The organism is Stenotrophomonas sp. YJH_SMC_37 (assembly GCF_059370035.1).
This window is the reverse complement of the sequence record NZ_JCAFTG010000002.1, coordinates 394,441-417,162: the sequence shown is the minus strand read 5'-3', so window position 1 is coordinate 417,162 and position 22,722 is coordinate 394,441. Positions and strand designations below refer to the sequence as shown.

16 protein-coding genes are annotated in these 22,722 nt (G+C 66.2%); 11 read left to right on the top strand and 5 right to left on the bottom strand.

The window, feature by feature from the left end:
* Positions 1 to 49: 49 nt before the first annotated feature.
* The 6 genes from kynU to AC5P8J_RS04385 are packed head-to-tail and all read left to right on the top strand — an operon-like array spanning position 50 to position 6,419.
* Positions 50 to 1,324 carry a kynureninase gene (gene kynU / locus AC5P8J_RS04410; protein ID WP_494540193.1) on the top strand — a complete coding sequence of 425 codons (1,275 nt, stop codon included), beginning with the start codon at positions 50 to 52 and terminating at the stop codon, positions 1,322 to 1,324.
* A gap of 31 nt (positions 1,325 to 1,355) precedes the next feature.
* A complete protein-coding gene (locus AC5P8J_RS04405) occupies positions 1,356 to 2,723 on the top strand; it encodes an FAD-dependent oxidoreductase (protein ID WP_021202730.1) in 1,368 nt (455 codons plus the stop codon).
* Positions 2,723 to 4,162: an exodeoxyribonuclease I gene (sbcB, locus tag AC5P8J_RS04400; protein WP_111098200.1), complete on the top strand. Its 1,440-nt coding sequence runs from the start codon at positions 2,723 to 2,725 to the stop codon at positions 4,160 to 4,162. Before AC5P8J_RS04405 ends, sbcB begins: the two co-directional genes overlap by 1 nt.
* On the top strand, positions 4,159 to 4,845 hold the full coding sequence (locus AC5P8J_RS04395; RefSeq protein ID WP_134730870.1) for a DUF2461 domain-containing protein: 687 nt from the start codon (positions 4,159 to 4,161) through the stop codon (positions 4,843 to 4,845). The genes sbcB and AC5P8J_RS04395 overlap by 4 nt, the downstream gene beginning before the upstream one ends.
* Entirely contained in the window at positions 4,845 to 5,825 is a 981-nt protein-coding gene (locus AC5P8J_RS04390) for an aldo/keto reductase (RefSeq protein ID WP_111098201.1), read from the top strand. The genes AC5P8J_RS04395 and AC5P8J_RS04390 overlap by 1 nt, the downstream gene beginning before the upstream one ends.
* A 42-nt stretch (positions 5,826 to 5,867) precedes the next feature.
* The gene (locus tag AC5P8J_RS04385; RefSeq protein ID WP_111098202.1) at positions 5,868 to 6,419 is read left to right on the top strand and encodes a DUF2939 domain-containing protein; all 552 of its coding nucleotides are present in this window, start codon (positions 5,868 to 5,870) and stop codon (positions 6,417 to 6,419) included.
* 61 nt (positions 6,420 to 6,480) lie between these two features.
* Here AC5P8J_RS04385 and AC5P8J_RS04380 read toward each other — a convergent pair whose 3' ends face one another.
* The 3 genes from AC5P8J_RS04380 to AC5P8J_RS04370 form a co-directional block, all read right to left on the bottom strand.
* The gene (locus AC5P8J_RS04380; RefSeq protein WP_021202725.1) at positions 6,481 to 7,425 is read right to left on the bottom strand and encodes a 5'-nucleotidase; all 945 of its coding nucleotides are present in this window, start codon (positions 7,423 to 7,425) and stop codon (positions 6,481 to 6,483) included.
* 47 nt (positions 7,426 to 7,472) lie between these two features.
* Positions 7,473 to 8,246: an NAD kinase gene (locus AC5P8J_RS04375; RefSeq protein WP_134730874.1), complete on the bottom strand. Its 774-nt coding sequence runs from the start codon at positions 8,244 to 8,246 to the stop codon at positions 7,473 to 7,475.
* A 194-nt stretch (positions 8,247 to 8,440) separates the two neighbouring features.
* A complete protein-coding gene (locus tag AC5P8J_RS04370; protein WP_495216634.1) occupies positions 8,441 to 13,417 on the bottom strand; it encodes an NAD-glutamate dehydrogenase in 4,977 nt (1,658 codons plus the stop codon).
* A 251-nt stretch (positions 13,418 to 13,668) separates the two neighbouring features.
* On the opposite strand from AC5P8J_RS04370, the gene AC5P8J_RS04365 reads away from it, so the two are divergent.
* The 3 genes from AC5P8J_RS04365 to AC5P8J_RS04355 are packed head-to-tail and all read left to right on the top strand — an operon-like array spanning position 13,669 to position 18,782.
* Positions 13,669 to 14,325 (top strand): TetR/AcrR family transcriptional regulator, encoded by a 657-nt coding sequence (locus AC5P8J_RS04365; RefSeq protein ID WP_019660385.1) that lies wholly within the window; start codon positions 13,669 to 13,671, stop codon positions 14,323 to 14,325.
* Positions 14,325 to 15,593 carry an efflux RND transporter periplasmic adaptor subunit gene (locus AC5P8J_RS04360; protein WP_021202722.1) on the top strand — a complete coding sequence of 423 codons (1,269 nt, stop codon included), beginning with the start codon at positions 14,325 to 14,327 and terminating at the stop codon, positions 15,591 to 15,593. The genes AC5P8J_RS04365 and AC5P8J_RS04360 overlap by 1 nt, the downstream gene beginning before the upstream one ends.
* 15 nt (positions 15,594 to 15,608) lie before the next feature.
* Positions 15,609 to 18,782, top strand: a complete 3,174-nt coding sequence (locus AC5P8J_RS04355) for a multidrug efflux RND transporter permease subunit (RefSeq protein WP_021202721.1) — start codon at positions 15,609 to 15,611, stop codon at positions 18,780 to 18,782.
* A gap of 152 nt (positions 18,783 to 18,934) precedes the next feature.
* Here AC5P8J_RS04355 and AC5P8J_RS04350 read toward each other — a convergent pair whose 3' ends face one another.
* Complete coding sequence (locus tag AC5P8J_RS04350) at positions 18,935 to 19,228, bottom strand: hypothetical protein (protein WP_019660388.1); 294 nt, start codon at positions 19,226 to 19,228, stop codon at positions 18,935 to 18,937.
* Positions 19,229 to 19,517: 289 nt separating this feature from the next.
* On the opposite strand from AC5P8J_RS04350, the gene AC5P8J_RS04345 reads away from it, so the two are divergent.
* Entirely contained in the window at positions 19,518 to 20,435 is a 918-nt protein-coding gene (locus AC5P8J_RS04345) for a hypothetical protein (protein ID WP_021202720.1), read from the top strand.
* Between the two features lie 45 nt (positions 20,436 to 20,480).
* Here the strand turns inward: AC5P8J_RS04345 and AC5P8J_RS04340 are convergent, their stop codons facing one another.
* Entirely contained in the window at positions 20,481 to 21,629 is a 1,149-nt protein-coding gene (locus AC5P8J_RS04340) for an acyl-CoA dehydrogenase family protein (protein WP_021202719.1), read from the bottom strand.
* Positions 21,630 to 21,782: 153 nt separating this feature from the next.
* Between AC5P8J_RS04340 and AC5P8J_RS04335 the strand changes: the two genes are divergently transcribed.
* Entirely contained in the window at positions 21,783 to 22,712 is a 930-nt protein-coding gene (locus AC5P8J_RS04335) for an ArsR/SmtB family transcription factor (protein WP_019660391.1), read from the top strand.
* Positions 22,713 to 22,722: the final 10 nt, after the last annotated feature.

The window sequence follows — 22,722 nt, the reverse complement described above, 5'->3', positions numbered from 1 at the left end:
CGCCGCCAAGCGCTACACTGGCGGTCCCGTTGCAGCCTGTTGCCCGACCATGTCCGACCTGCTCAGCCGCACCCACGCCATTGCCCTGGACGCCGCCGATCCGCTGCGTCCGATGCGTAACGAATTCCTGATTCCGCGCCATGGCGGCGGCGAGCAGACCTACTTCGTCGGCAACTCGCTGGGCCTGCAGCCGCGTGGCGCTCAGGCCGCGGTGCAGGAAGTGATGAAGCAGTGGGGCGAGCTGGCGGTGGAAGGCCACTTCACCGGCCCCACCCAGTGGCTGTCCTACCACCGCCTGGTGAGCGCGCAGCTGGCCCGCGTGGTCGGTGCGCTGCCCAGCGAAGTGGTGGCGATGAACACGCTGAGCGTGAACCTGCATCTGATGATGGTCAGCTTCTACCGGCCGACCACGCAGCGCCCGGTGATCCTGATGGAAGCCGGCGCATTCCCGACCGACCGCCACGCGGTCGATGCACAGATCCGCTTCCATGGCTTCGACCCGGCCCAGTGCCTGGTGGAAGTGCAGCCGGACGAAGCCAACGGCACGATCTCGCTGACCGCGATCGAACGCGCCATCGCCGAGCACGGCCCGCGCCTGGCGCTGGTGCTGTGGCCCGGCGTGCAGTACCGCACCGGTCAGGCCTTCGACCTCGATGCAATCACCCGCGCCGCACGCCTGCAGGGGGCGCGCATCGGTTTCGACCTGGCGCATTCGGTGGGCAACCTGCCGCTGCGCCTGCATGACGTGGCGCCGGACTTTGCGGTGTGGTGCCATTACAAATACCTCAACAGCGGCCCGGGCGCGGTTGCCGGCGCCTTCGTGCACGAGCGCCACCATCGCGACACCACCCTGCCCCGATTCGCTGGCTGGTGGGGCCATGAGGAAGCCACCCGTTTCCAGATGGCACCGCAGTTCACCCCGGCCATCGGTGCCGAAGGGTGGCAGCTGAGCAATCCGCCCATTCTGGGGCTGGCACCGTTGCGCGCCTCGCTGGACCTGTTCGAGCGAGCCGGCATGGACGCGCTGCGCAGCAAATCGCTGGCGCTGACCGGCATGCTCGAAGCACTGGTGCGCGCACGCCTGCCGCAGGTGCTGGAGATCATCACCCCGGCAGACCCGCAGCGCCGCGGCTGCCAGTTGTCGCTGCGCGTGATCGGCGGCCGCGAGCGCGGGCGCGCCCTGTTCGAGCACCTGCGCAGCATCGGCGTGCTCGGCGACTGGCGCGAGCCCGACGTGATCCGCATCTCGCCCACCCCGCTCTACAACCGCTACCTGGACGTGCACCACTTCGTCGAGGAAGTGGAAGCCTGGGCCGGCCTTTGAGCCGGACCCTCCCCTACTGCTGGACAGTTCGTTGATCGCACACGCCTCCCGCTCGTTGAGCATTATCGGTGCCGGCCTCGCCGGCTCCCTGCTGGCCATCCTGCTGTCACGCCAGGGCTGGCGCATCACCTTGTACGAACGCCGCGGCGATCCGCGCGTGGCCGACTACGAGAGCGGCCGCTCGATCAACCTGGCGCTGGCCGAGCGTGGGCGCAACGCCCTGCGCCAAGCCGGTGTGGAAGACGAGGTGATGGCGCGCGCGGTGATGATGCGCGGACGCATGGTGCATCCACGCGACGGCGAACCGCAGCTGCAGCGCTATGGCCGTGATGACAGCGAAGTGATCTGGTCGATCCACCGCAGCGACCTGAACACCACGCTGCTGGAACTGGCCGAACAGGCAGGGGCCACCGTGCATTTCCATCGCCGCCTGCACACCGTTGATTTCGATGCCGGCTACGCCCGCTTCATCGATGACCGCGATGACAGCCCGCACGACATCCGCTTCGACACCCTGATCGGTGCAGACGGTGCCGGTTCGGCGCTGCGTGCGGCAATGAACCGGCGCGCGCCGCTGGGCGAGGACATCGCCTTCCTCGATCACTCCTACAAGGAGCTGGAGATTCCGCCGGCCGAAGACGGGGGCTTCCGCATCGAGCGCAACGCGCTGCACATCTGGCCACGCGGCCACTACATGTGCATCGCCCTGCCCAATCATGAAGGCACCTTCACCGTCACCCTGTTCCTGCCCAACCAGGGCGATCCCAGCTTTGCCACGATCAATACCGGTGCGCAGGCCGAGGCGCTGTTCGCTCGCGAGTTCGCGGACGCGCTGCCGCTGATCCCGAACCTGCGCGTGGATTGGGAACAGCACCCGCCGGGCCTGCTCGGCACGCTCACCCTGGAGCGCTGGCACCAGCAGGGTCGCGCCGTACTGATCGGCGACGCCGCGCATGCAATGGTGCCGTTCCACGGCCAGGGCATGAACTGCGCGTTCGAGGATTGCGTTGCGCTGGCCCGTCACCTGATGGAGGCGGATGACCTGGAAAGTGCGTTCGCTGCGTTCGAGGCCGAGCGCAAACCCAATGCACGCGCGATCCAGCAGATGGCGCTGGAGAACTACCTGGAAATGCGCGACCGCGTGGCCGATCCCTCGTTCCTGCTGCAGCGCGAACTGGAGCGGGAACTGCAGCGGCGCTGGCCGACCCGCTTCGTACCGCACTACACGATGGTCACCTTCCTGCACACGCCGTACGCCGAAGCGCTGCGCCGTACCGAACTGCAGCGCGATTTGCTGGTGGCGGCCACGGTCGGCCACGAGTCGCTGGACAACATCGACTGGGCGGCGCTGGAAGCGCAGATCCACGCGCAGCTACCGGTCCTGGAGGGTGCGCACTGATGGCTGACAGCTTCCTGTTCTACGACCTGGAAACCTTCGGCCAGGATCCACGGCGCACCCGCATCTCGCAGTTCGCCGCCATCCGCACCGACGCCGGCCTCAACGAGATCGACACACCGGTCAGCTTCTTCGTGCGCCCGGCCGATGACCTGCTGCCCTCGCCGATGGCCACCCTGGTCACCGGCATCACCCCGCAGCAGGCCTTGGCCGAAGGCATCAGCGAGTCCCAAGCCTTCGACCGCATCAACGAACTGATGTCGCGACCCGGCACCTGCGCCCTGGGCTACAACACGCTGCGCTTCGACGATGAATTCGTCCGCTACGGCCTGTTCCGCAACTTCCATGACCCATACGAACGCGAGTGGCGCAACGGCAATTCGCGCTGGGACCTGCTGGACATGCTGCGGCTGATGCGCGCGATGCGCCCGGATGGCATCCAGTGGCCGCTGCGCGAGGACGGTGCCACCTCGTTCAAACTCGAGCACCTGGCCGAAGCCAACAACGTGCGCGAGGGTGATGCGCACGAAGCGCTATCCGACGTGCGAGCCACGATCGGCATGGCACGGCTGTTCAAGCAGTCGCAGCCGCGCCTGTGGGACTACGCCCTGAAGCTGCGCGACAAGCGTTTCGTCGGCAGCCTGCTGGATGTCACCGCGATGACGCCGGTGCTGCACATTTCCATGCGCTACCCCGCCAGCCGTCTGTGCGCGGCGCCGGTGCTGCCGTTGTCCGTGCACCCGACGATCAGCAACCGGGTGATCGTGTTCGACCTGGACGGCGACATCGACGACCTGCTGGCCCTGCCGGCCGAGGTGATCGCACAGCGCCTGTACCTGCGCGCCAGTGAACTGCCCGAGGGCGTGGCACGGGTGCCGCTGAAGGAAGTGCACCTGAACAAGGTGCCCGCCCTGGTCGCCTGGAACCACCTTCGTGGCGACGACCACGCGCGCCTGGGCCTGGACGTGGCCGCGATCGAGGCCAAGGTTCAACGGCTGCGCGGGTTCGCCCCTCAGCTTGCCGAGAAGGCGCGCCAGGTCTACAACCAGCCGCGCGCGGCCACCGTGGCCGACGTCGATGCCTCCCTGTACGACGGCTTCCTCGGCAACGGCGACAAACCGCTGCTGGCGCTGGCCCGCACCACCGCACCGGAGCAGTTGGCCGCGCTGGAAGGCCGCTTCCGCGACCCGCGCCTGCCGGAGCTGCTGTTCCGCTACCGTGCGCGCAATCATCCGGACAGCCTCGCGCCGGCTGAACGCCAGCGCTGGCAGGATTACCGGCGCCAGCGCCTGCTGGGAGACGGCGGCCTGGGCGAACTCAACCTGCCCCAGTACCAGCAGCAGCTCGATGCGCTGGCCGCCGAGTCGCCCGACGACGCGCGGCGCCAGGCCCTGCTGCAATCGTTGCGCGACTGGGGCCAGCACCTGCAGGAGACCTTGTGAGTACCTATTTCTCGGACGCCAGCTTCAAGTTCCTGCGCAGCCTGGCGCGCCACAACGAAAAGGCGTGGTTCAACGACCACCGCCAGCAGTACGAAGAGCATGTGCGACAGCCGTTCCTGCGCCTGTTGGGTGATCTTCAGCCAGCCCTTGCCGAGGTCAGCGAACACTTCCGCGCCGATACCCGCGGCGTCGGCGGCTCACTGTTCCGCATCCACCGCGACGCGCGTTTCTCCAACGACAAATCGCCTTACAAGACCTGGCAGGGTGCGCGCCTGTTCCATGAGCGCCGTCGCGAAGTGGCCGCGCCCTCGTTCTATCTGCACCTGCAGCCAGGCGAGAGCTTTGTCGGTGCCGGCCTGTGGCACCCGGAACCGGAAACCCAGCGCCGCGTGCGCCACTTCATCCTCGACAATCCGGGCAGCTGGAAGGCCGCGGCCCATGCACCTGCGCTGCGCAGGCGCTTCGAGTTCGAGGAGAGCGAAAAGCTGGTGCGTCCGCCGCGCGGCTTCCCGGCCGACTTCGAGTTCATCGACGACCTCAAGCACCGCAACTGGGTGATGTGGCGCCCGCTGGATGACGCCACCATGACCGGCCCACGCCTGCTGTCCACGCTGGGCAAGGATCTGGCCGCGCTCGGCCCGTTCGTCGACTATCTGTGCGCAGCGCTGGACCTGGAATTCTGATGCCGTTGGCGCACCAACGGCGCACGCTGGGCCGCACCGGCCTGGCGGTTTCGCCGGTCGGCCTTGGGTGCTCCGGCTTCTGGGGGCATCGGCGCTTCCCGGAGCAGTCGGCCGCGCACGTCGTCGAGCATGCACTGGCACAGGGCGTGAACCTGTTGGACACCGGTCACAACTACTCCGGTTTCCACGCCGAGCCGCGGCTGGGCCGCATCCTGCGCTCCTTGCTCAAGCAATACCCGCGCGATTCGCTGGTGATCTCCAGCAAGGGCGGCACGCTGACCGGCCAGGCCGGCGTCAGCGGCGCCGAGCAGCGCAATTTTTCGCCAGCGGCCATCACCGCCAGCTGCGAAGCCTCGCTGCGCAACCTCGGCCTGGATTACCTCGATATCTACCAGCTGCACGGTGCCAGCCAGCACGACATCAACGATGACCTGCTGGCCGCACTGCAGCGACTGCGCGAACGCGGGCTGATCCGGCACACCGGCATCAATACGCACACGGCGTCGACCCTGTGCTGGATGATCGACCATCCCACGCTGTTCGACGTGGTGCTTCTGGACTACAACGCCCTGCAGCAGGATCGTGAACCCCTCATCGACCGGCTGCACGCGGCCGGTATCGGCGTGCTGGCCGGCACCGTGCTGGCGCAGGGCCACCTGCTGCCATCACGGGCCCGCCTGCCGCGCCCGGCCGACGCCTGGTACCTGGCCAGAGCCTGGCTCAAGCCAAGCAGCCGCTCCCTGATGCACAGCGCACGCCGGATGCGCCACACCATCGCCGCCATCCACAGCCAGCGCCCCGCCCAGACCGCGTTTGCCTACGCCCTGGGCCATCGCGGCGTCGCCAGCGGCATTCTGGGCACCACCCGCACCGGCAGCCTGGACGAAGTGCTGGCGACGCGCCTTGAGGCGCTGACCCCGGCGGAACGGCAACAGCTGGTCGATGCCTTCGGTGATGGCCGTGGTTCGCCCAGTCAGTGAGTCTTCACCCCGCACTGCCGCCGTTGCGGCAGTCTGTCCGCCATGAAGAAACTCTCCGCACTGGTTGTGCTGCTGGTCCTGGCCCTGGCGGCCTGGTGGTTCGGCGGCCCCTACCTGACCGTCAATGGCCTTTCCAAGGCCATCGAGCAGCGCGACACCGCGCGCCTGGAACGCTACGTCGATTTCCCGCGCGTGCGCAGCAGCCTGCGCGCGCAGCTCAATGACTACCTGGTGCGCCAGGCCGGCCCGGACGTGGCGGCCAGTCCCTTCGGTGCCCTGCTGTACGGGCTGGGCGACCAGCTGGGCGGTGCCGCGGTGGACACCATGGTGACCCCCACCGGGATCGGCGCGATGCTGCAGGGCCACGTGCTGTGGAAGCGCGGCCGCAATGAACTGCAGGGCGGCGATGCCTTCGGCCCGACCGAACCGGCGCGACCGTTGAAGCATGCCGAACACCATTTCGAAGCGCTGGACCGCTTCGTGATCGATGTCGATCGCGGTCCCGGCCAGCCGCCGATGAAGGTGGTGCTGGAGCCGCAGGGGCTGCGCTGGAAGGTGGTGGATCTGCAGTTGGGGATGTCGGGCAGCCCTTGATCGGACCCGTGGCCTGACGGCAGTGCCAACCAACGGTTGGCACCTGCCGGTCGAATCCGCCCTATCCCTCGTTGGCGACGCCGTGCGGTACGTGGCCGGCAGCCACATGCTCGCGGGCGCTGTCGATGTTGTGCTGCGAATCGTCGAAGAAGATGTCGGCGCCGAACGCCTGCAGGAACGGCCCCTTGTGCCGGCCGCCGAGGAACAGCGCTTCGTCCAGGCGCACGCCCCACTCGCGCAGGGTGCGGATCACCCGCTCATGGGCCGGCGCCGAACGCGCAGTCACCAGTGCGGTACGGATCGGCGCGCTCTCGCCGGCAGGGAATACTTCCTGCAGCGTGTGCAGCGCTGACAGGAAGCCACGGAACGGACCGCCGCTGAGCGGCTCGCGGGCCCGTTCGCGCTCATGGCGGCCAAAGGCTTCCACGCCCTGCTCGCGCGAAATGCGTTCACTCTCGTCACCAAAGATCACCGCGTCACCGTCAAAGGCGATGCGCAGCTGCCCGGCAGGGCGACCGATGTCGATCTGGTCGGCCGCTGCGGCTGCGGTCTCGCCAGGCGGCTTGGGCAGGATGGTCGCCGCCGCGATGCCATGGCGCAGCGCGCTGCGCACCGATTCGGGGTTGGCCGACAGGAACAGGTCGGTGCCGAACGGCTTCACGTAGGGCCAGGTCGGCTCGCCGGCGGTGAACGTCGCGCGGATGATGCCCAGGCCATAGTGCTGGATCGAATTGAAGATGCGCAGGCCGGTGTCGGCCGAATTGCGCGACAGCAGGATCACCTCGACCCGCGGGTCCTCCGGGCTGGCACCCTGGTTCAGGGCCAACAGCTTGCGCACTACCGGGAAGGCCACGCCAGGTCCGAGGATGTCGTCCTCATGCTGGCGCTGGAATTCTGCATAGGCCGCCACGCCATCGCTCTCGAACAGCGCATGGCTTTCCTCGAGGTCGAACAGCGCGCGCGAGGTGACCGCGACGGTCAGCAAACGGGGGGAGTTGTCGCCCATCGGTGGGGGTCCTTCAAGCGGTCGGCAGGGCCGGCCGCCCATTGTCCTCAAAAAACGAACTGTTCGCTCAGGATCCGGTCTTCCAGGTTGTGTTCCGGGTCGAACAGCAGGGTCACGCGCCGGTCCCTGGACTCGCGGATGGTCACCTCCACTACGTCGCGGGTCTCGTGCGAGTCAGCGGTGACGCTGACCGGACGCTTGTAGGGATCGAGCACGCGGAAGCGCACTTCGGTATCGGCCTTGAGGATCGCCCCGCGCCAGCGTCGCGGCCGATATGGGGCCAGCGGCGTCAGCGCGATGGTATGCGACCCCAGCGGCAACACCGGGCCGTGCGCGGAATAATTGTAGGCGGTGCTGCCGGCCGGGGTGGCGACCAGCACGCCGTCACCGATCAGTTCGGCCACGCGCTCCTGGCCGTTCAGGTCGATGCCGATATGCGCAGCCTGCCGGGTCTGGCGCAGCAGTGAAACATCGTTGTAGGCCAGCGACCCGGTACTGGTGCCCGATTCGGTCAGCGCCACCATCTCCAACGGGCGCAGGTTGGCCGGTTCGGCACGGGCGATGCGCGCCTGCACGTCATCGTCGCCGCGGTACTGGTTCATCAGGAAGCCCACGGTGCCCAGCTTCATGCCGAACACCGGCTTGCCCAGGTGCCCGTGCCGGTGCAGGGTCTGCAGCATGAAACCGTCGCCCCCCAGCGGGCAAAGCACGTCGGCCTGCTCAGGCGCGTGATCGCCATAACGCGAGACCATCGCCGCGCGGGCCATCTGCGCGGGCTCAGCGGTGCTGGCCAGGAAAGCGATGCGGGGGGTGTCGCTCATGGGTGGATCCGGGTGGGTGTGCCAGCAAGAGCATACCCGGTAGTGCCGGCCGCTGGCCGGCAGCTTCAGCCGATAACGGTTCATGCAGTTGCCGGCCAGCGGCCGGCACTACCAAGGCAATGCAGAACGGCCCCGCTTTCGCGGGGCCGCTCCTTTTCTCCACGCAGGCCGGGCATGGCCCGGCGCTACGTCACTTACGCGCCGTGGGCAGCTAGCTGGCCCAGGCGCTGCACCGCGACCGAGACGGTCGGGTAGTCCAGGGTCTTCTGCTCGGCCAGTTCGGCCAGCATCGCCAGGGTGAAGCGCAGGCTGTTGTCATCACGGCCCATCCAGGCAGCGACCTTGGCCTCGGCACTGTTGCCCTTGGTGCCCAGCACCTGCCCGGCCAGGTTGCGGTGGTTGGCTGCCAGTTCGTCACGCAGCACGCCACGTGCCACGGCGTGCCAACGGCCATTGACCTCCAGCGCATCGACCTGCTCGAACAGCCACGGCAGCTGCAGGGCATCACCCAGGCGGAAGTGGACCTTGGACACGTCCACCGGCTTCAGCTTGCGGGTGCGGGCCAGTTCGATGATGTCGAACGCCGGTTCCAGGAAGTGCAGTTCGGCCAGCTGCTGTGCCAGTGCAGACGGCAGGCCCTTTTCCTTCCACTCGGCCACCAGGGCCTCGTAGGTCGGACGCTGCGAATCCGGCAGCACACCCGAGGCAACGCGGATGTCGTTGAACGGTCCCTGGTAGCGGTTGACCGCTTCGGTGATGCCCGGCATCGCGCCCGGGCGCGACAGCAGCCAGCGCACGAACGAACGCTGCAGCTTCCAGATCACTTCCAGTGCGTCGATCTGCACCGACTCCGGCACCTTGCCGTCGAGGGCATCGATCTGCGCCCACAGCGCGCGTGCATCCAGCGTTTCACGGCTGATGGTGTACGCCTTGGCAACCTCGGCGATGGAACGACCGGTGTCTTCCTGCATGCGCATCAGGAAGGTGGCGCCCATGCGGTTGATGGTCTGGTTGGTCACGGCCGTGGCGATGATTTCGCGCTTCAGGCGGTGACGCTCCATCGCGTCGGCGTACTTCTTCTGCAGCGGGGTCGGGAAATAGCGCTGCAGTTCCTTGGACAGGTACGGATCTTCCGGGATGTCCGAATCCAGCAGCTGGTTGAACGCCACCAGCTTGGAGTAGGACAGCAGCACCGACAGTTCCGGGCGGGTCAGGCCCTGGCCGCGCGCCTTGCGCTGGGACAGCTCGGCATCGGACGGCAGGAACTCGATCTGGCGATCCAGCAGGCCCTGCTGTTCCAGCGTGCGGATGAAGTGCTGCTTGGAACCCAGGCGCTTGACCGCCATCCGCTCCATCAGGCTCAGCGCCTGGTTCTGGCGGTAGTTGTCGTTGAGCACCAGCTCGGCGACTTCATCGGTCATCGAGGCCAGCAGCTTGTTGCGCTGCTCGACGGTCAGCTTCTTGGCCCGCACCACATCGTTGAGCAGGATCTTGATGTTGACTTCATGGTCGGAGGTGTCGACACCGGCCGAGTTGTCGATGAAGTCGGTGTTGAGCAGCACGCCAGCCTGGGCAGCTTCGATGCGGCCCAGCTGGGTCATGCCCAGGTTGCCGCCCTCGCCCACCACCTTGCAGCGCAGCTCGCCACCGTTCACGCGCAGCGCGTTGTTGGCACGGTCGCCGACGTCGCTGTGCTGTTCGCTGGCGGCCTTGACGTAGGTACCGATGCCACCGTTCCACAGCAGGTCGACCGGTGCCTTCAGGATCGCACTCATCAGATCATTCGGCGACAGCGCCTTGACGTTCTCGTCCAGGCCCAGCGCCTCACGCACCTGCGGGGTGATCTCGATCGACTTCAGGCTGCGCGGGTACACGCCGCCGCCCTTGCTGATCAGCTTGGTGTCGTAGTCCGCCCAGCTCGAACGCGGCAGGGTGAACAGGCGCTCACGCTCGATGAACGACGTGGCCGCATCCGGATTGGGGTCCAGGAAGATGTGGCGGTGGTCGAACGCAGCGACCAGGCGGATGTGGCGCGACAGCAGCATGCCGTTGCCGAACACGTCGCCGGACATGTCGCCGACGCCGACCGCAGTGAAGTCCTGGCTCTGGCTGTCACGGCCCAGCGCACGGAAGTGGCGCTTGACCGATTCCCACGCACCGCGCGCGGTGATGCCCATGCCCTTGTGGTCGTAGCCGACCGAACCACCGGAGGCGAACGCATCGCCCATCCAGAAGCCGTGCGCGACGGCCAGGCCGTTGGCGATGTCGGAGAAGGTCGCGGTGCCCTTGTCGGCGGCCACCACCAGGTACGGATCGTCCATGTCGTGGCGCACGACATCCACCGGCGGCACGATCTTGTTGTTGACGATGTTGTCGGTGATGTCCAGCAGGCCCTGGATGAACAGCTTGTAGCAGGCCACGCCGTTGGCGAAGATCGCATCGCGGTCGCCGTTCACCGGCGGGGTCTTGGCGAAGAAGCCACCCTTCGCGCCGACCGGCACGATGACGGTGTTCTTGACCATCTGTGCCTTGACCAGGCCCAGCACTTCGGTACGGAAGTCTTCGCGACGATCCGACCAGCGCAGGCCGCCACGCGCAACCGCACCGAAGCGCAGGTGGGTACCTTCCACGCGCGGGCCGTACACGAAGATCTCGCGGTACGGGCGCGGCTTCGGCAGGTCCGGCACCAGCGCCGAATCGAACTTGAAGCTGATGACATGGCCGTGCTGGCCGTTGGCATCGGTCTGGTAGTAGCTGGTGCGCAGGGTCGCGTCGATCACGCCCATGAACGAGCGCAGGATGCGGTCCTCGTCCAGGCTGGACACGCGGTCCATCAGCTTCAGCAGCGCATCGCGCGCGGCCTGCATCTGCGCGTCACGGTCGCCCTTGCGGGCGTCGACCACGGTCTTGAGCACCTTCAGGGTGGCCTCGTCGCCAGCAGCCAGCACATCGAAGTGGGCCTTCAGCTGGGCCTGGCCGGCGGCGATGTCGTCCTTGCTCTCGTGGCCGGTGGCTGGATCGAAGCGGGCTTCGAACAGCTCGACCAGCAGACGGGCCAGCAGCGGGTAGCGCGCGAACGTGCCTTCCACGTAGGCCTGCGAGAACGGCACGCCGGTCTGCAGCAGGTACTTGCAGTAGCCACGCAGCATGGCGACCTGGCGCCAGTGCAGGCCGGCCGCCAGCACCAGGCGGTTGAAGCCATCGTTCTCGGCATCGCCGTGCCAGACGCGGGCGAAGGTCTCGCCGAAGGCTTCATCGACACTGGCGGCATCGATCGCGCCAGCGGTGGACTCGACCTCGAAGTCCTGCACGTATACCGGGGCGTTGTCGACCGACAGGCGGTACGGACGCTCGGCGATCACGCGCAGGCCCATGTTTTCCATCATCGGCAGCGCGTCCGACAGCGGGATGTCGTCCAGCTGGCGATACAGCTTCAGGCGCAGACCATCGCCGCTTTCGCGCGGCACGGCCTGCAGGCTCAGGCGCAGGTCGTCCGGGCCGGTCAGCGCGTCGAGCTGGCTGACATCGTTGGCCGCAACAGCCGTGCTGTTGTCTTCGATGTAACCGGCCGGCAGCGCCTTGCCGATGCGGGCGGCGATGCGCAAGCCTTCGGTCTCGCCATGGCGGGCCACCAGCGCCTCGCGCAGGTCGTCCTGCCAGTTGCGCAGGACCTGGGCCAGCTTCTGCTCCAGTTCGGCGGTATCGACGTCGAGCATTTCACCCGGCTTCGGGCGCACGATCAGGTGCACCTGGGCCAGCGGCGATTCGCCCAGCACCACCGAGCTGTCCACGTACTCGCCGTGCAGCGCGTCCTTCAGCATCGCTTCGATGCGCAGGCGCACGTCGGTGTTGAAGCGCTCGCGCGGCAGGTAGACCAGCGCGGAGATGAAACGGCTGTACTTGTCGCGGCGCAGGAACAGGCGGCTGCGCACGCGTTCCTGCAGGCCCAGCACGCCCATCGCGGTGCGGAACAGTTCGTCCTCGCTGGACTGGAACAGTTCTTCGCGCGGCAGGGTTTCCAGGATATGGCGCAGGGCCTTGCCACTGTGGCTGGCCGGGGCCAGGCCGGACTGCTTCATCACGTGCTCGTGGCGCTGGCGCACCAGCGGGATTTCCCACGGGCGACGGTTGTAGGCGCTGGAGGTGAACAGGCCGAGGAAACGCTGCTCGCCGATGATCTTGCCCTTGGCGTCGAACTCCAGCACGCCGATGTAGTCCATGTAACCGGCGCGGTGCACGCGCGAACGGGCATTGGTCTTGGTCAGGATCAGCGCGTCCTTCAAACCGGACGTGGTGTTCAGGCCCTGCGCGGCCAGGGTCTTGACCGGACGGGCGGCGGACTTGTCCTTGCCGCGCATCAGGCCCAGGCCGGTGTCGTTCAGCGGCGCCAGCACCTCTTCCTTGCCCTGCTTCTCGACGCGGTACTCGCGGTAGCCGAAGAAGGTGAAGTGGTTGTCAGCGGCCCAGCGCAGGAACTCCTGTGCTTCCTTGCGCGACGCGTCGTCGACCGGCAGCTGGCGGCTGCCCAGGTCGTCGGCCAGCGCCAGCGCCTTGTCCTTCATCGGCTGCCAGTCGCGCACGATCGCACGCACTTCATCCAGCGCCTTGTTGATGGCCTGTTCGATGGCGGCCATGGCGTCGGCCGGTTGGCGGTCGATCTCCAGCAGCATCACCGACTCGGCATCACCCTCGCCGACCTTGACCAGCTTGCCGGCCTTGTCGCGGGTGAAGCGCAGCACCGGGTGGCCCAGCACGTGGACACCCACGCCCTGCTCGGCCAGCGACATGGTGACGGTGTCGACCAGGAACGGCATGTCGTCGTTGACGATCTGCAGCACGGTATGCGGCGATTCCCAACCGTTGGCCTTCGCGGTCGGATTGAACACGCGGACGTTGGCCTTGCCAGCCTTGCGGGCACGGGCGAATTCCAGCGTCTCAGCCGCGAGAGCGGCCCACTCTTCAGCGCTGTGGTGCGGGAACTCGTCCGCCTCCATACGCTTGTAGAAGTCAGTGGCAAAGGCCACTGCTTCGGCCTGTGCGGCCGCGGGGTAGCGCTTGCGCAAGGCCGTGTACACCGGCTCCAGGGAGAAACCAGCGGTCACTGCGACCTCCGCTTCTGCTGGTTTGGTCTTGTTTTTCACGGTCTTGGCTGCGGTTTTTTGCGGTTTCATGGCAGAGCGATGCGCTTGCTCAGTTGGGAAAATGAAATTGTAGCCCTACCGCGGGAAAAGGCCTTGCTGCAGGACGGAATAAGCAGATTCGGGTTTGCTGCGGTTTAGACGCCTATTCAGTTCGCGCCAGTAGGGTGATGGCGCCCCGGTTCGGCTCTGGCGACAGGATCGGCAAAGCGTGTTACCGGAAGACACACGCGGCAACGCCGTTTCGATTCCACAATCCTGAACTGGACGGTATAGTCCACCGCGTGAATCCGGCCTACCTCCCCGTTGCCCTCGACGCACGCGATGAGCGCGTGTTCGAAGCCGTACGCCAGCTGTTGGCCCAGCAGGGCATGCAGATGAGCATGGACGCAGTGGCCCAGCATGCGGGCTGCTCCAAGCAGACCCTGTACTCGCGCTACGGCAGCAAGCAGGAGCTGCTTCGCCGGGTGATGCAGCGCCATGTCGGCCACGCCACCGGCGCCATGGTCCGTGCACTCCGCACTGACGACCTGCGTGCCAGCCTGCTCCAGTTCGCCATTGACTTCCTGGAGCACTTCAACCAACCGCACGTGGGCCAGGCCTGCCGGCTGATTGCCGCCGATGCGGCCCAGTTTCCCGAAGAGGCGCGTACGCTGTACCGGCACGGTGCCGGCGCGCTGACGCTTCATCTTGCTGAATGGATTGAAACCGTTTGCATGCGTGGCCAGCTCCGGCATGACGACCCGCACTTCATGGCCGAACTGCTGCTGAGCATGATTGCCGGTCAGGATTTCGACAAACAGCGTTTCCATACCCCCCACCGTGATGACGCACTGCTGCGTCGGCGTTGGGCAGAGTTCTCCGTCGACAGCTTCCTGCGCGCCTTCGCGCCACAGCCGTCGGCGGCCCCGTCTACAAACCAACCCCGGAGTTCCTCCTGATGACCGCCCCACTCCGCACCCTTGCCTTGACGTGCGCCGTTGCTGTCGCGCTGGCTGCCTGCAAGAAGCCGGAACAGCAGACGCCCCCGCCGCCGGAGGTGGGCGTGATCGACGCCAAGCCGCAGACCCTGCCGCTGCAGCGTGAGCTGGTCGGCCGCCTGTCGCCGTTCCGCAGTGCCGACGTGCGCGCGCGGGTGCCGGGCGTGCTGCTCAAGCGCGTCTACCAGGAAGGCTCGCAGGTCAAGCAGGGCCAGACCCTGTTCCTGATCGACCCGGCGCCGCTGCGTGCCTCGCTCAATGCGTCTGAAGCGCAGCTGGCCTCGGCCCGCGCGACCTACGCCAACGCCAAGGTGGCCGCCGACCGTGCCCGCTCGCTGGCGCCGCAGCAGTTCGTCTCCAAGTCCGACCTGGACAACGCCGAGTCGGCCGAGCGCACCGCGCTGGCCGCGGTCAAGCAGGCCGAAGCCGCCGTGACCTCCTCGCGGATCAACCTGGGTTACGCCGAAGTGACCGCGCCGATCAGTGGCGTGGCCAACAAGCAGCAGGTCACCGAGGGCGCACTGGTCGGCCAGGGCGATGTGACCCTGCTGACCACCGTCGATCAGCTCGACCCGCTGTACGTGAACTTCTCGCTGAGCGTGGACGAACTGACCCAGCTGCGCGCGCAGCAGGCCAAGGGCGCGCTGGCGCTGTCCGGCGACGGCAAGGCGACGGTGGCAGTGAAGCTGGCCGATGGCAGCACCTACAGCGAGCCGGGCACGCTGGACTTCTCCTCCACTACGGTCGACCCGGCCACCGGTGCAGTGTCATTGCGCGCTCTGCTGCCGAACCCGCAGCAGATCCTGCTGCCAGGTGCCTTCGTCAGCTTCCAGGCCAACCTGGGCGAGCGCAACAACGCCTACCTGGTACCGCAGCAGGCCCTGCTGCGCGATACCACCGGCGGCTACGTGATGGTGGTCGGCGCCGACGGCAAGGTCGTGCGCAAGAACGTGAAGACCGATGGCGCGCAGAACGGCAACTGGCTGGTCAGCGACGGCCTGGCCGCCGGTGACAAGGTGATCGTGGCCGGCGTGCAGAAGGTCAAGGAAGGTGCACCGGCGGTGGCCAAGCCGTGGACCCCGGGGCAAGACGCCAACGGCAAGCCTGCCGCAGGCGGCGCCGCTCCGGCGGGCGCGGCACCGGCCGCAGGCAAGGCACCGGCCGACGCTGCCAAGCCCGAGCAGGCCGATGCGGCCAAGCCGGCCGCCACCGATTCGAACAAGCAGTAACGGGAACCTTCCGTCATGCCTAAATTTTTCATCGAACATCCAGTCTTCGCCTGGGTGGTTGCGATCCTGATCTCGCTCAGCGGCGTGATCGCGATCCTCAACCTGGGCGTGGAGTCCTATCCCAACATCGCCCCGCCGCAGGTCACCGTCTCGGCGACCTACCCGGGTGCCAGTGCCGACACCACGGAAAAATCGGTCACCCAGGTGATCGAGCAGCAGCTGACCGGTATCGATCACCTGCTGTACTTCAGTTCCTCGTCCGCGTCCAACGGCCGTGCGCAGATCACCCTGACCTTCGAGACCGGTACCGATCCGGACATCGCCCAAGTGCAGGTGCAGAACAAGGTCTCGCTGGCCACGCCACGCCTGCCCTCGGAAGTGACCCAGCAGGGCGTGGTGGTGGCCAAGGCCAACGCCGGCTTCCTGATGGTGGTGGCGCTGCAGTCCGATACCCCGACCATCAACCGTGACGCCCTGAACGACATCGTCGGTTCGCGCGTGCTCGATCAGGTCTCGCGCATCCCCGGCGTCGGCAGCACCCAGCAGTTCGGTTCCGAGTACGCCATGAACATCTGGCTGAACCCGGAGAAGATGCAGGGCTATGGTCTGTCGGCCAGCCAGGTACTGGCCGCGGTACGTGCGCAGAACGTGCAGTTCGCCGCCGGTGCGCTGGGTTCGGACCCGTCGCCGGAAGGCCAGCACTTCACCGCCACGGTCTCGGCCGAAGGCCGCTTCAGCTCGCCGCAGGAATTCGAGAACATCATCCTGCGCGCCAACGCTGACGGTTCGCGCGTGCTGCTGAAGGACATCGCCCGCGTCGCCTTCGGTGCCAACAACTACGGCTTCGACACCCAGTACAACGGCAAGCCGACCGGCGCCTTCGCCATCCAGCTGCTGCCGGGCGCCAATGCCCTGAACGTGGCCGAAGCGGTGCGCGCCAAGATGGATGAGCTGCAGCCCAGCTTCCCGTCCGGGGTGACCTGGTTCTCGCCGTACGACAGCACCACGTTCGTCAAGATCTCGATCCAGGAAGTGGTCAAGACCCTGTTTGAAGCGGTCTTGCTGGTGTTCCTGGTGATGCTGATCTTCCTGCAGAACTTCCGTGCCACCCTGATCCCGACCCTGGTGATCCCGGTCGCCCTGCTCGGTACCTTCCTGGGCATGTGGATGATCGGCTTCACCATCAACCAGCTGACGCTGTTTGCGATGGTGCTGGCGATCGGCATCGTGGTCGACGACGCGATCGTGGTGATCGAGAACGTCGAACGCATCATGACCGAGGAGGGCCTGGCGCCCAAGCCTGCCACGCAGAAGGCGATGACCCAGATCACCGGTGCGGTGGTGGCGATCACCGTCGTGCTGGCCGCGGTGTTCATCCCCTCCGCCCTGCAGGGCGGTGCCGCCGGTGAGATCTACAAGCAGTTCGCGCTGACCATCGCCATCTCGATGGCATTCTCGGCGTTCCTGGCCCTGGGCTTCACGCCGGCGCTGTGCGCGACCTTCCTCAAGCCGACGCACAACGACAACCCGAACATCGTCTACCGCACCTTCAACAAGTACTACGACAAGATCAGCCACACCTATGTGGGCCACATCACCTCTGCGGTGCGCCATGCGCCGCGCTGGATGATCCTGTTCGTGGTGCTGACCGCGCTGTGCGGCTTCCTGTTCACCCGCATGCCGGGCAGCTTCCTGCCGGAAGAAGACCAGGGCTATGCGCTGGCGATCGTGCAGCTGCCGCCGGGCTCGACCAAGGGCCAGACCAACGAAGTGTTCGCGCAGATGCGTGGCATCCTGGAAAAGCAGGATGGCTATGAAGGCATGCTGCAGGTTGCCGGCTTCAGCTTCGTCGGTTCCGGCGAGAACGTGGGCATGGGCTTCATCCGCCTGAAGCCGTGGGAGGAACGCAAGTTCACCGCGCCCGAGTTCATCCAGAACATGAACGGCGCGTTCTACGGCATCAAGGAAGCGCAGATCTTCGTGGTCAACCTGCCCACCGTGCAGGGCCTGGGCCAGTTCGGTGGCTTTGACATGTGGCTGCAGGACCGTAGCGGTGCCGGCTACGAACAGTTGACCCAGGCCCGCAACATCCTGCTCGGCCAGGCCGCGCAGAAACCGGACCACCTAGTCGGTGTGCGCCCGAACGGCCTGGAAAACGCGCCGCAGCTGCAGCTGCACGTGGACCGCGTGCAGGCGCAGTCAATGGGCATGTCGGTGTCGGACGTGTACAGCACCATCCAGCTGATGCTGGCCCCGGTGTACGTCAATGACTTCTTCTATGAAGGCCGCATCAAGCGCGTGACCATGCAGGCCGATGGCCCGTACCGCACCGGCCAGGAGTCGCTGAAGAGCTTCTACAGCCCGTCCAGCCTCACCACCAATGCCGACGGTACCAACGCGATGATCCCGCTCAACACGGTGGTCAAGTCCGAATGGGTGTCGGCACCGCCGTCGCTGAGCCGCTACAACGGCTACTCGGCGATCAACATCGTCGGTTCGCAGGCACCGGGCACCAGCTCGGGTGAAGCGATGCAGACCATGGAGGCGATCGTCAACGACGACCTGCCGGCCGGCTTCGGCTACGACTGGTCGGGCATGTCCTACCAGGAAATCCTGGCCGGCAACGCGGCGACCCTGCTGCTGGTGCTGTCGATCGTGGTGGTGTTCCTGTGCCTTGCCGCCCTGTATGAAAGCTGGTCGATCCCGGTGGCGGTGCTGCTGGTGGTGCCGCTGGGCGTGCTGGGTGCCCTCGGCCTGTCGATGCTGCGCGGCCTGCCCAACGATCTGTTCTTCAAGATCGGCCTGATCACCGTGATCGGCCTGGCGGCGAAGAACGCGATCCTGATCGTGGAGTTCGCGGTGGAGCAGCGCGCAGCAGGCAAGAACCTGCGTGATGCCACCATCGAAGCGGCCCGCCTGCGTTTCCGCCCGATCCTGATGACCTCGTTCGCGTTCATCATGGGCGTGATCCCGATGGCGATCTCCACCGGCGCCGGCGCCAACTCCCGCCACGCCATCGGCACCGGCGTGATCGGCGGCATGCTGTTCGCCACCCTGCTCGGCCTGCTGATGATCCCGGTGTTCTTCGTGGTCGTGCGCCGCATGCTGGGCGACAAGCTGGATGAACCGTCGAAGGAGTTCATGGAGCGCCAGCGCGACGCAGAGTCCGCCCACCGCCCGGATCGTTGATCCGGCGGTGCGCTGAAACGAAAAGGCCCCGGAGCGATCCGGGGCCTTTTTTGTTGCCGCTTCTGCATCCATGCCAACCCAGGTTGGCATCTACCGGAGCAACGGCATGCCCGGTAGCCGCCAACCTTGGTTGGCGCTGTTCGGGCAACGTCTCAGCGCAGCAGCGCCACCACCACGCACACCGCCACAACCGCCATCGCAGGCCATTGCATCGGCAGGAAGAAGAAGTGATGCGGAGCATGCAGGCCATGTGCACGCGGCTTTCGATTGAGCACAAAACCCAGCACCGTATTGATTGCTGAGCCAAGGCCGAACGCCAGCAGGACCTGGCCGAGTGAAGTATTGCCGCGACCCACCACTGGATCCGGGAACAGGATGAGGATGAGCAGCACGGCAGCGATCGGTGTGAGCAGGATCAGCAGCCCCGCGCCTCGATAGATGAGCATGTGGTGGTGTCCATGAACGGCGGAGCATTCTGCGCTCATCGAGCCGGAATGCCAATGGATCGCTGACACATCGACTGCACGGAGACCGGTCGCATACGGACTGTATTGAGAAGCCTCGACCGCTGCGCCGGAAGGCATCACCCGACACCGAAGCGCTCAAGGCGTCTACCGTGTTCGCAGAAAGCCACCCACCCCGGATTCATGGGCACACAGAAATGCGGCACGCCCGGATCGCTGCTATCCAGATGTCTCGACGGCAATCGATCCGAAGCCCTCCAGGAGACTGATCATGGAAAGAGCACCACTACGATTCTTCAGCTGCCCTGCCCTGCTGTTTGGCGCGCTACTCGCGGCCAGCAGCATCCAGGACAGCCACGCGGCAGGCGTCCTCGTCTGCGACAACTGTCGTGACCCGCGCGCATTGGCGCTTTCCTCGGGTACGGGGCCGACCATCGTCGCCGACTTCCAGCAGCGCCGGATCCATGGTTTCGATGTGGAATACGATCGCGAGCTACGGCGCTATCGCGCAACAAGGGCGCAGATTCCCGGGCCAATCAACGCATCCTTCAATCGGATCATGGGCATGCTCGACAACAACGTGCCAACCGTACAGTTCGCGCCGCGGCAGCGGGCCGGAAGAGGAGTCCAGTACGAGGTTCATCCTGATGACCCGCAATACGCCAACGGCATAAGCTTCCCGGAAGAGCACAAGAACCTCAACGCCTACGATGTCGTTCAGATGGCCACTGAGCGATCAAGGCTGGAAGGTGACATCGGCAAGGCCTTCACGGGGGCGACAACATCGTCGGCCGCCTGGAACGGCATGGCAACATTCCTTTCCTCGATCGGCCTGAGCTTCGTCAGCAAGACCGTCGGCATTGACAGCGCCATCTATCGGATCACATGGCGCGATGGTTCAAAAACCACGCTGGTCATCACGCCTTCTGCGGTTGATCAAGCCCGCTATGTGCAAGGTGAAAGCCGTGACGCCAAGGGCAACAAGATTCCGGATGGTGCGGCAACCGATCCGGAGATGGCCCGGAGCTTCATCGGCAACTATCGCTTTGACGATGCCGGCGAGCTCGAACGATGGGTTGACTCCGCCCGGCTCTACGGCGTGACCATGCATCCGGGAATGCCACGGGAATCCCTTCAGATCGTCTGTGAATGGAATGGAAAGGATATCGTTTGCCGGTTGCCACGTTGACAGCGCAGAGGAAACGGGGCGGCAATCGCCGCCCCGTCGTGTCCATCAGCGCAGCCCGGTCTCGTTGCGTGCGATCACCAGGCGCTGGATTTCCGAGGTGCCTTCGTAGATCTCGGTGATCTTGGCATCACGGAAGTAGCGCTCCAGCGGCATTTCCTTGGAATACCCCATGCCGCCGTGGATCTGCACGGCCTGGTGGGTAATCCACATTGCCGCCTCAGAGGCGGTCAGCTTGGCAATGGCAGCCTCATTGCTGAAGCGCTTGCCCTGGCCCTTCACCCACGCCGCGCGCAGGGTCAGCAGCAGCGCTGCGTCCAGCTTGCACTTCATGTCGGCGATCTTGGCCTGGGTCATCTGGAAAGTGCCGATGGCCGCGCCGAACGCCTTGCGCTCCTTCACGTATTCCAGAGTCGCTTCATAGGCGGCACGGGCGATGCCGATGGCCTGCGAAGCGATGCCGATGCGGCCGGCATCGAGCACGCTCATGGCGATCTTGAAGCCCTCGCCTTCCTGGCCCAGCACGTCTTCGGCCCGCGCCACGTAATCGTTGAACTCGATCTCGCAGGTAGCCGAGGCGCGGATGCCCAGCTTCGGCTCGGTCTTGCCGCGGCCGAAGCCGGCCTTGTCGGTGTCGATGAGGAAGGCGGTGATGCCGCGTGCGCCCTTGTCCGGCTCGCTCATCGCGAACAGCACGATGTACTTTGCCACCGGGCCGGAGGTGATCCAGCTCTTCTTGCCATTGATGACAAAGGTGCCGTCTGCCTGCTTCACCGCGCGGCAGCGCATGGCCGTGGCGTCGGAGCCGGACTGCGGCTCGGTCAGCGCAAACGCGCCGATGGCCTCGCCCTCGGCGATGGCACGCACGTACTTCTGCTTCTGCTGCTCGGAACCGTGAGTGAGGATGCCGTTGCAGAACAGCGAGTTGTTGACGGACATGATCGTCGAATGGGCTGCGTCGGCGGCGGCGACCTCCACCATCGCCAGCACGTACGCGATCGGGTCCATGCCCGCGCCGCCGTATTCGGTCGGCACTTCGATGCCCATCAGGCCGTTCTCGCCCAACAGGCGAATGTTGTCCAGCGGGAACTCGCCGGTACGGTCATGATGCTCCGCGCTCGGGGCGATCTTCTCCTGCGCGATACGCCGCGCCACGTCCTGCAGCATCAACTGCTCTTCGGTAAAGCTGAAATCCACAACACCCTCCCGGGTACATGAAGTTATGGGCCGCATACGGCGCGCCCAGGTGCCTCGATTGTACCGGGGGCCGGCTGCTTCCGTACGCTGCCGACTTGACCGCGACAGGCCCTCTCGGCGAATATATCTCTATATCGCGATAGGTAGATGTTTATGGATCTGGAAGACTGGTCGACCCGCCTGAAGGTGTTCGCCGATGCCACTCGCGTCCGCCTGCTGGCGCTGCTGGAGCAGGAGGAACTGACCGTGGCCGAACTGTCGGCGATCACCCGGCTGGCGCAGCCGCGCGTGTCCACCCACCTGGCACGCCTGAAGGAAGCCGGCCTGGTCCGCGACCGCCGTGCTGGCGTGTCGGCGTACTACCGCTTCGACGAGGCCCAGCTGGACCCGGCGCAGCGTGCATTGTGGCATGCCTTGAGCAACGGAAGCGATGACCCGCTGCTGCGCCAGGATGCCGAACGCGTCGCCGCCGTGCTGGCGCACCGCGCCTCGGACCAGAACTGGGCCGACAGCGTGGCCGGCGACATGGAACGCCACTACTCACCTGGCCGCACCTGGGAGGCACTGGCGCGTACCGCGCTGCCGCTGCTGGAGACCGGCGACGTGCTGGATATCGCTTCCGGTGACGGCGTGCTGGCCGAACTGGTAGCCCCACATGCCAAGCGCTACATCTGCATCGACACCAGCGCGCGCGTGGTCGCCGCCGCCAGCGAACGCCTGCGCCGCCTGCCGAACGTGGAAGTGCGCGAGGGCGACATGCATGCACTGCCGTTCAAGGATGCCAGCTTCGATCTGGTCGTGCTGATGCACGCGCTGACCTACGCCAGCAAGCCGGCGCAGGCGGTGACCGAAGCCGCGCGCGTGCTGCGGCCCGGTGGCCGGCTGCTGCTGTGCAGCCTGGCGCGCCACGAGCACAAGGCCGCCGTGGAGGCCTATGGCCATGTCAACCTCGGCTTCAGCGACAAGGAGCTGCGCAGGTTCGTCGACAAGGCCGGCCTGCAGGTGTCCAGCCTGGAGACGGTCACCCGCGAGAAACGCCCGCCGCACTTTGAAGTGATTTCGCTGATCGCCAACAAGCCCTGAGCCCGAGACC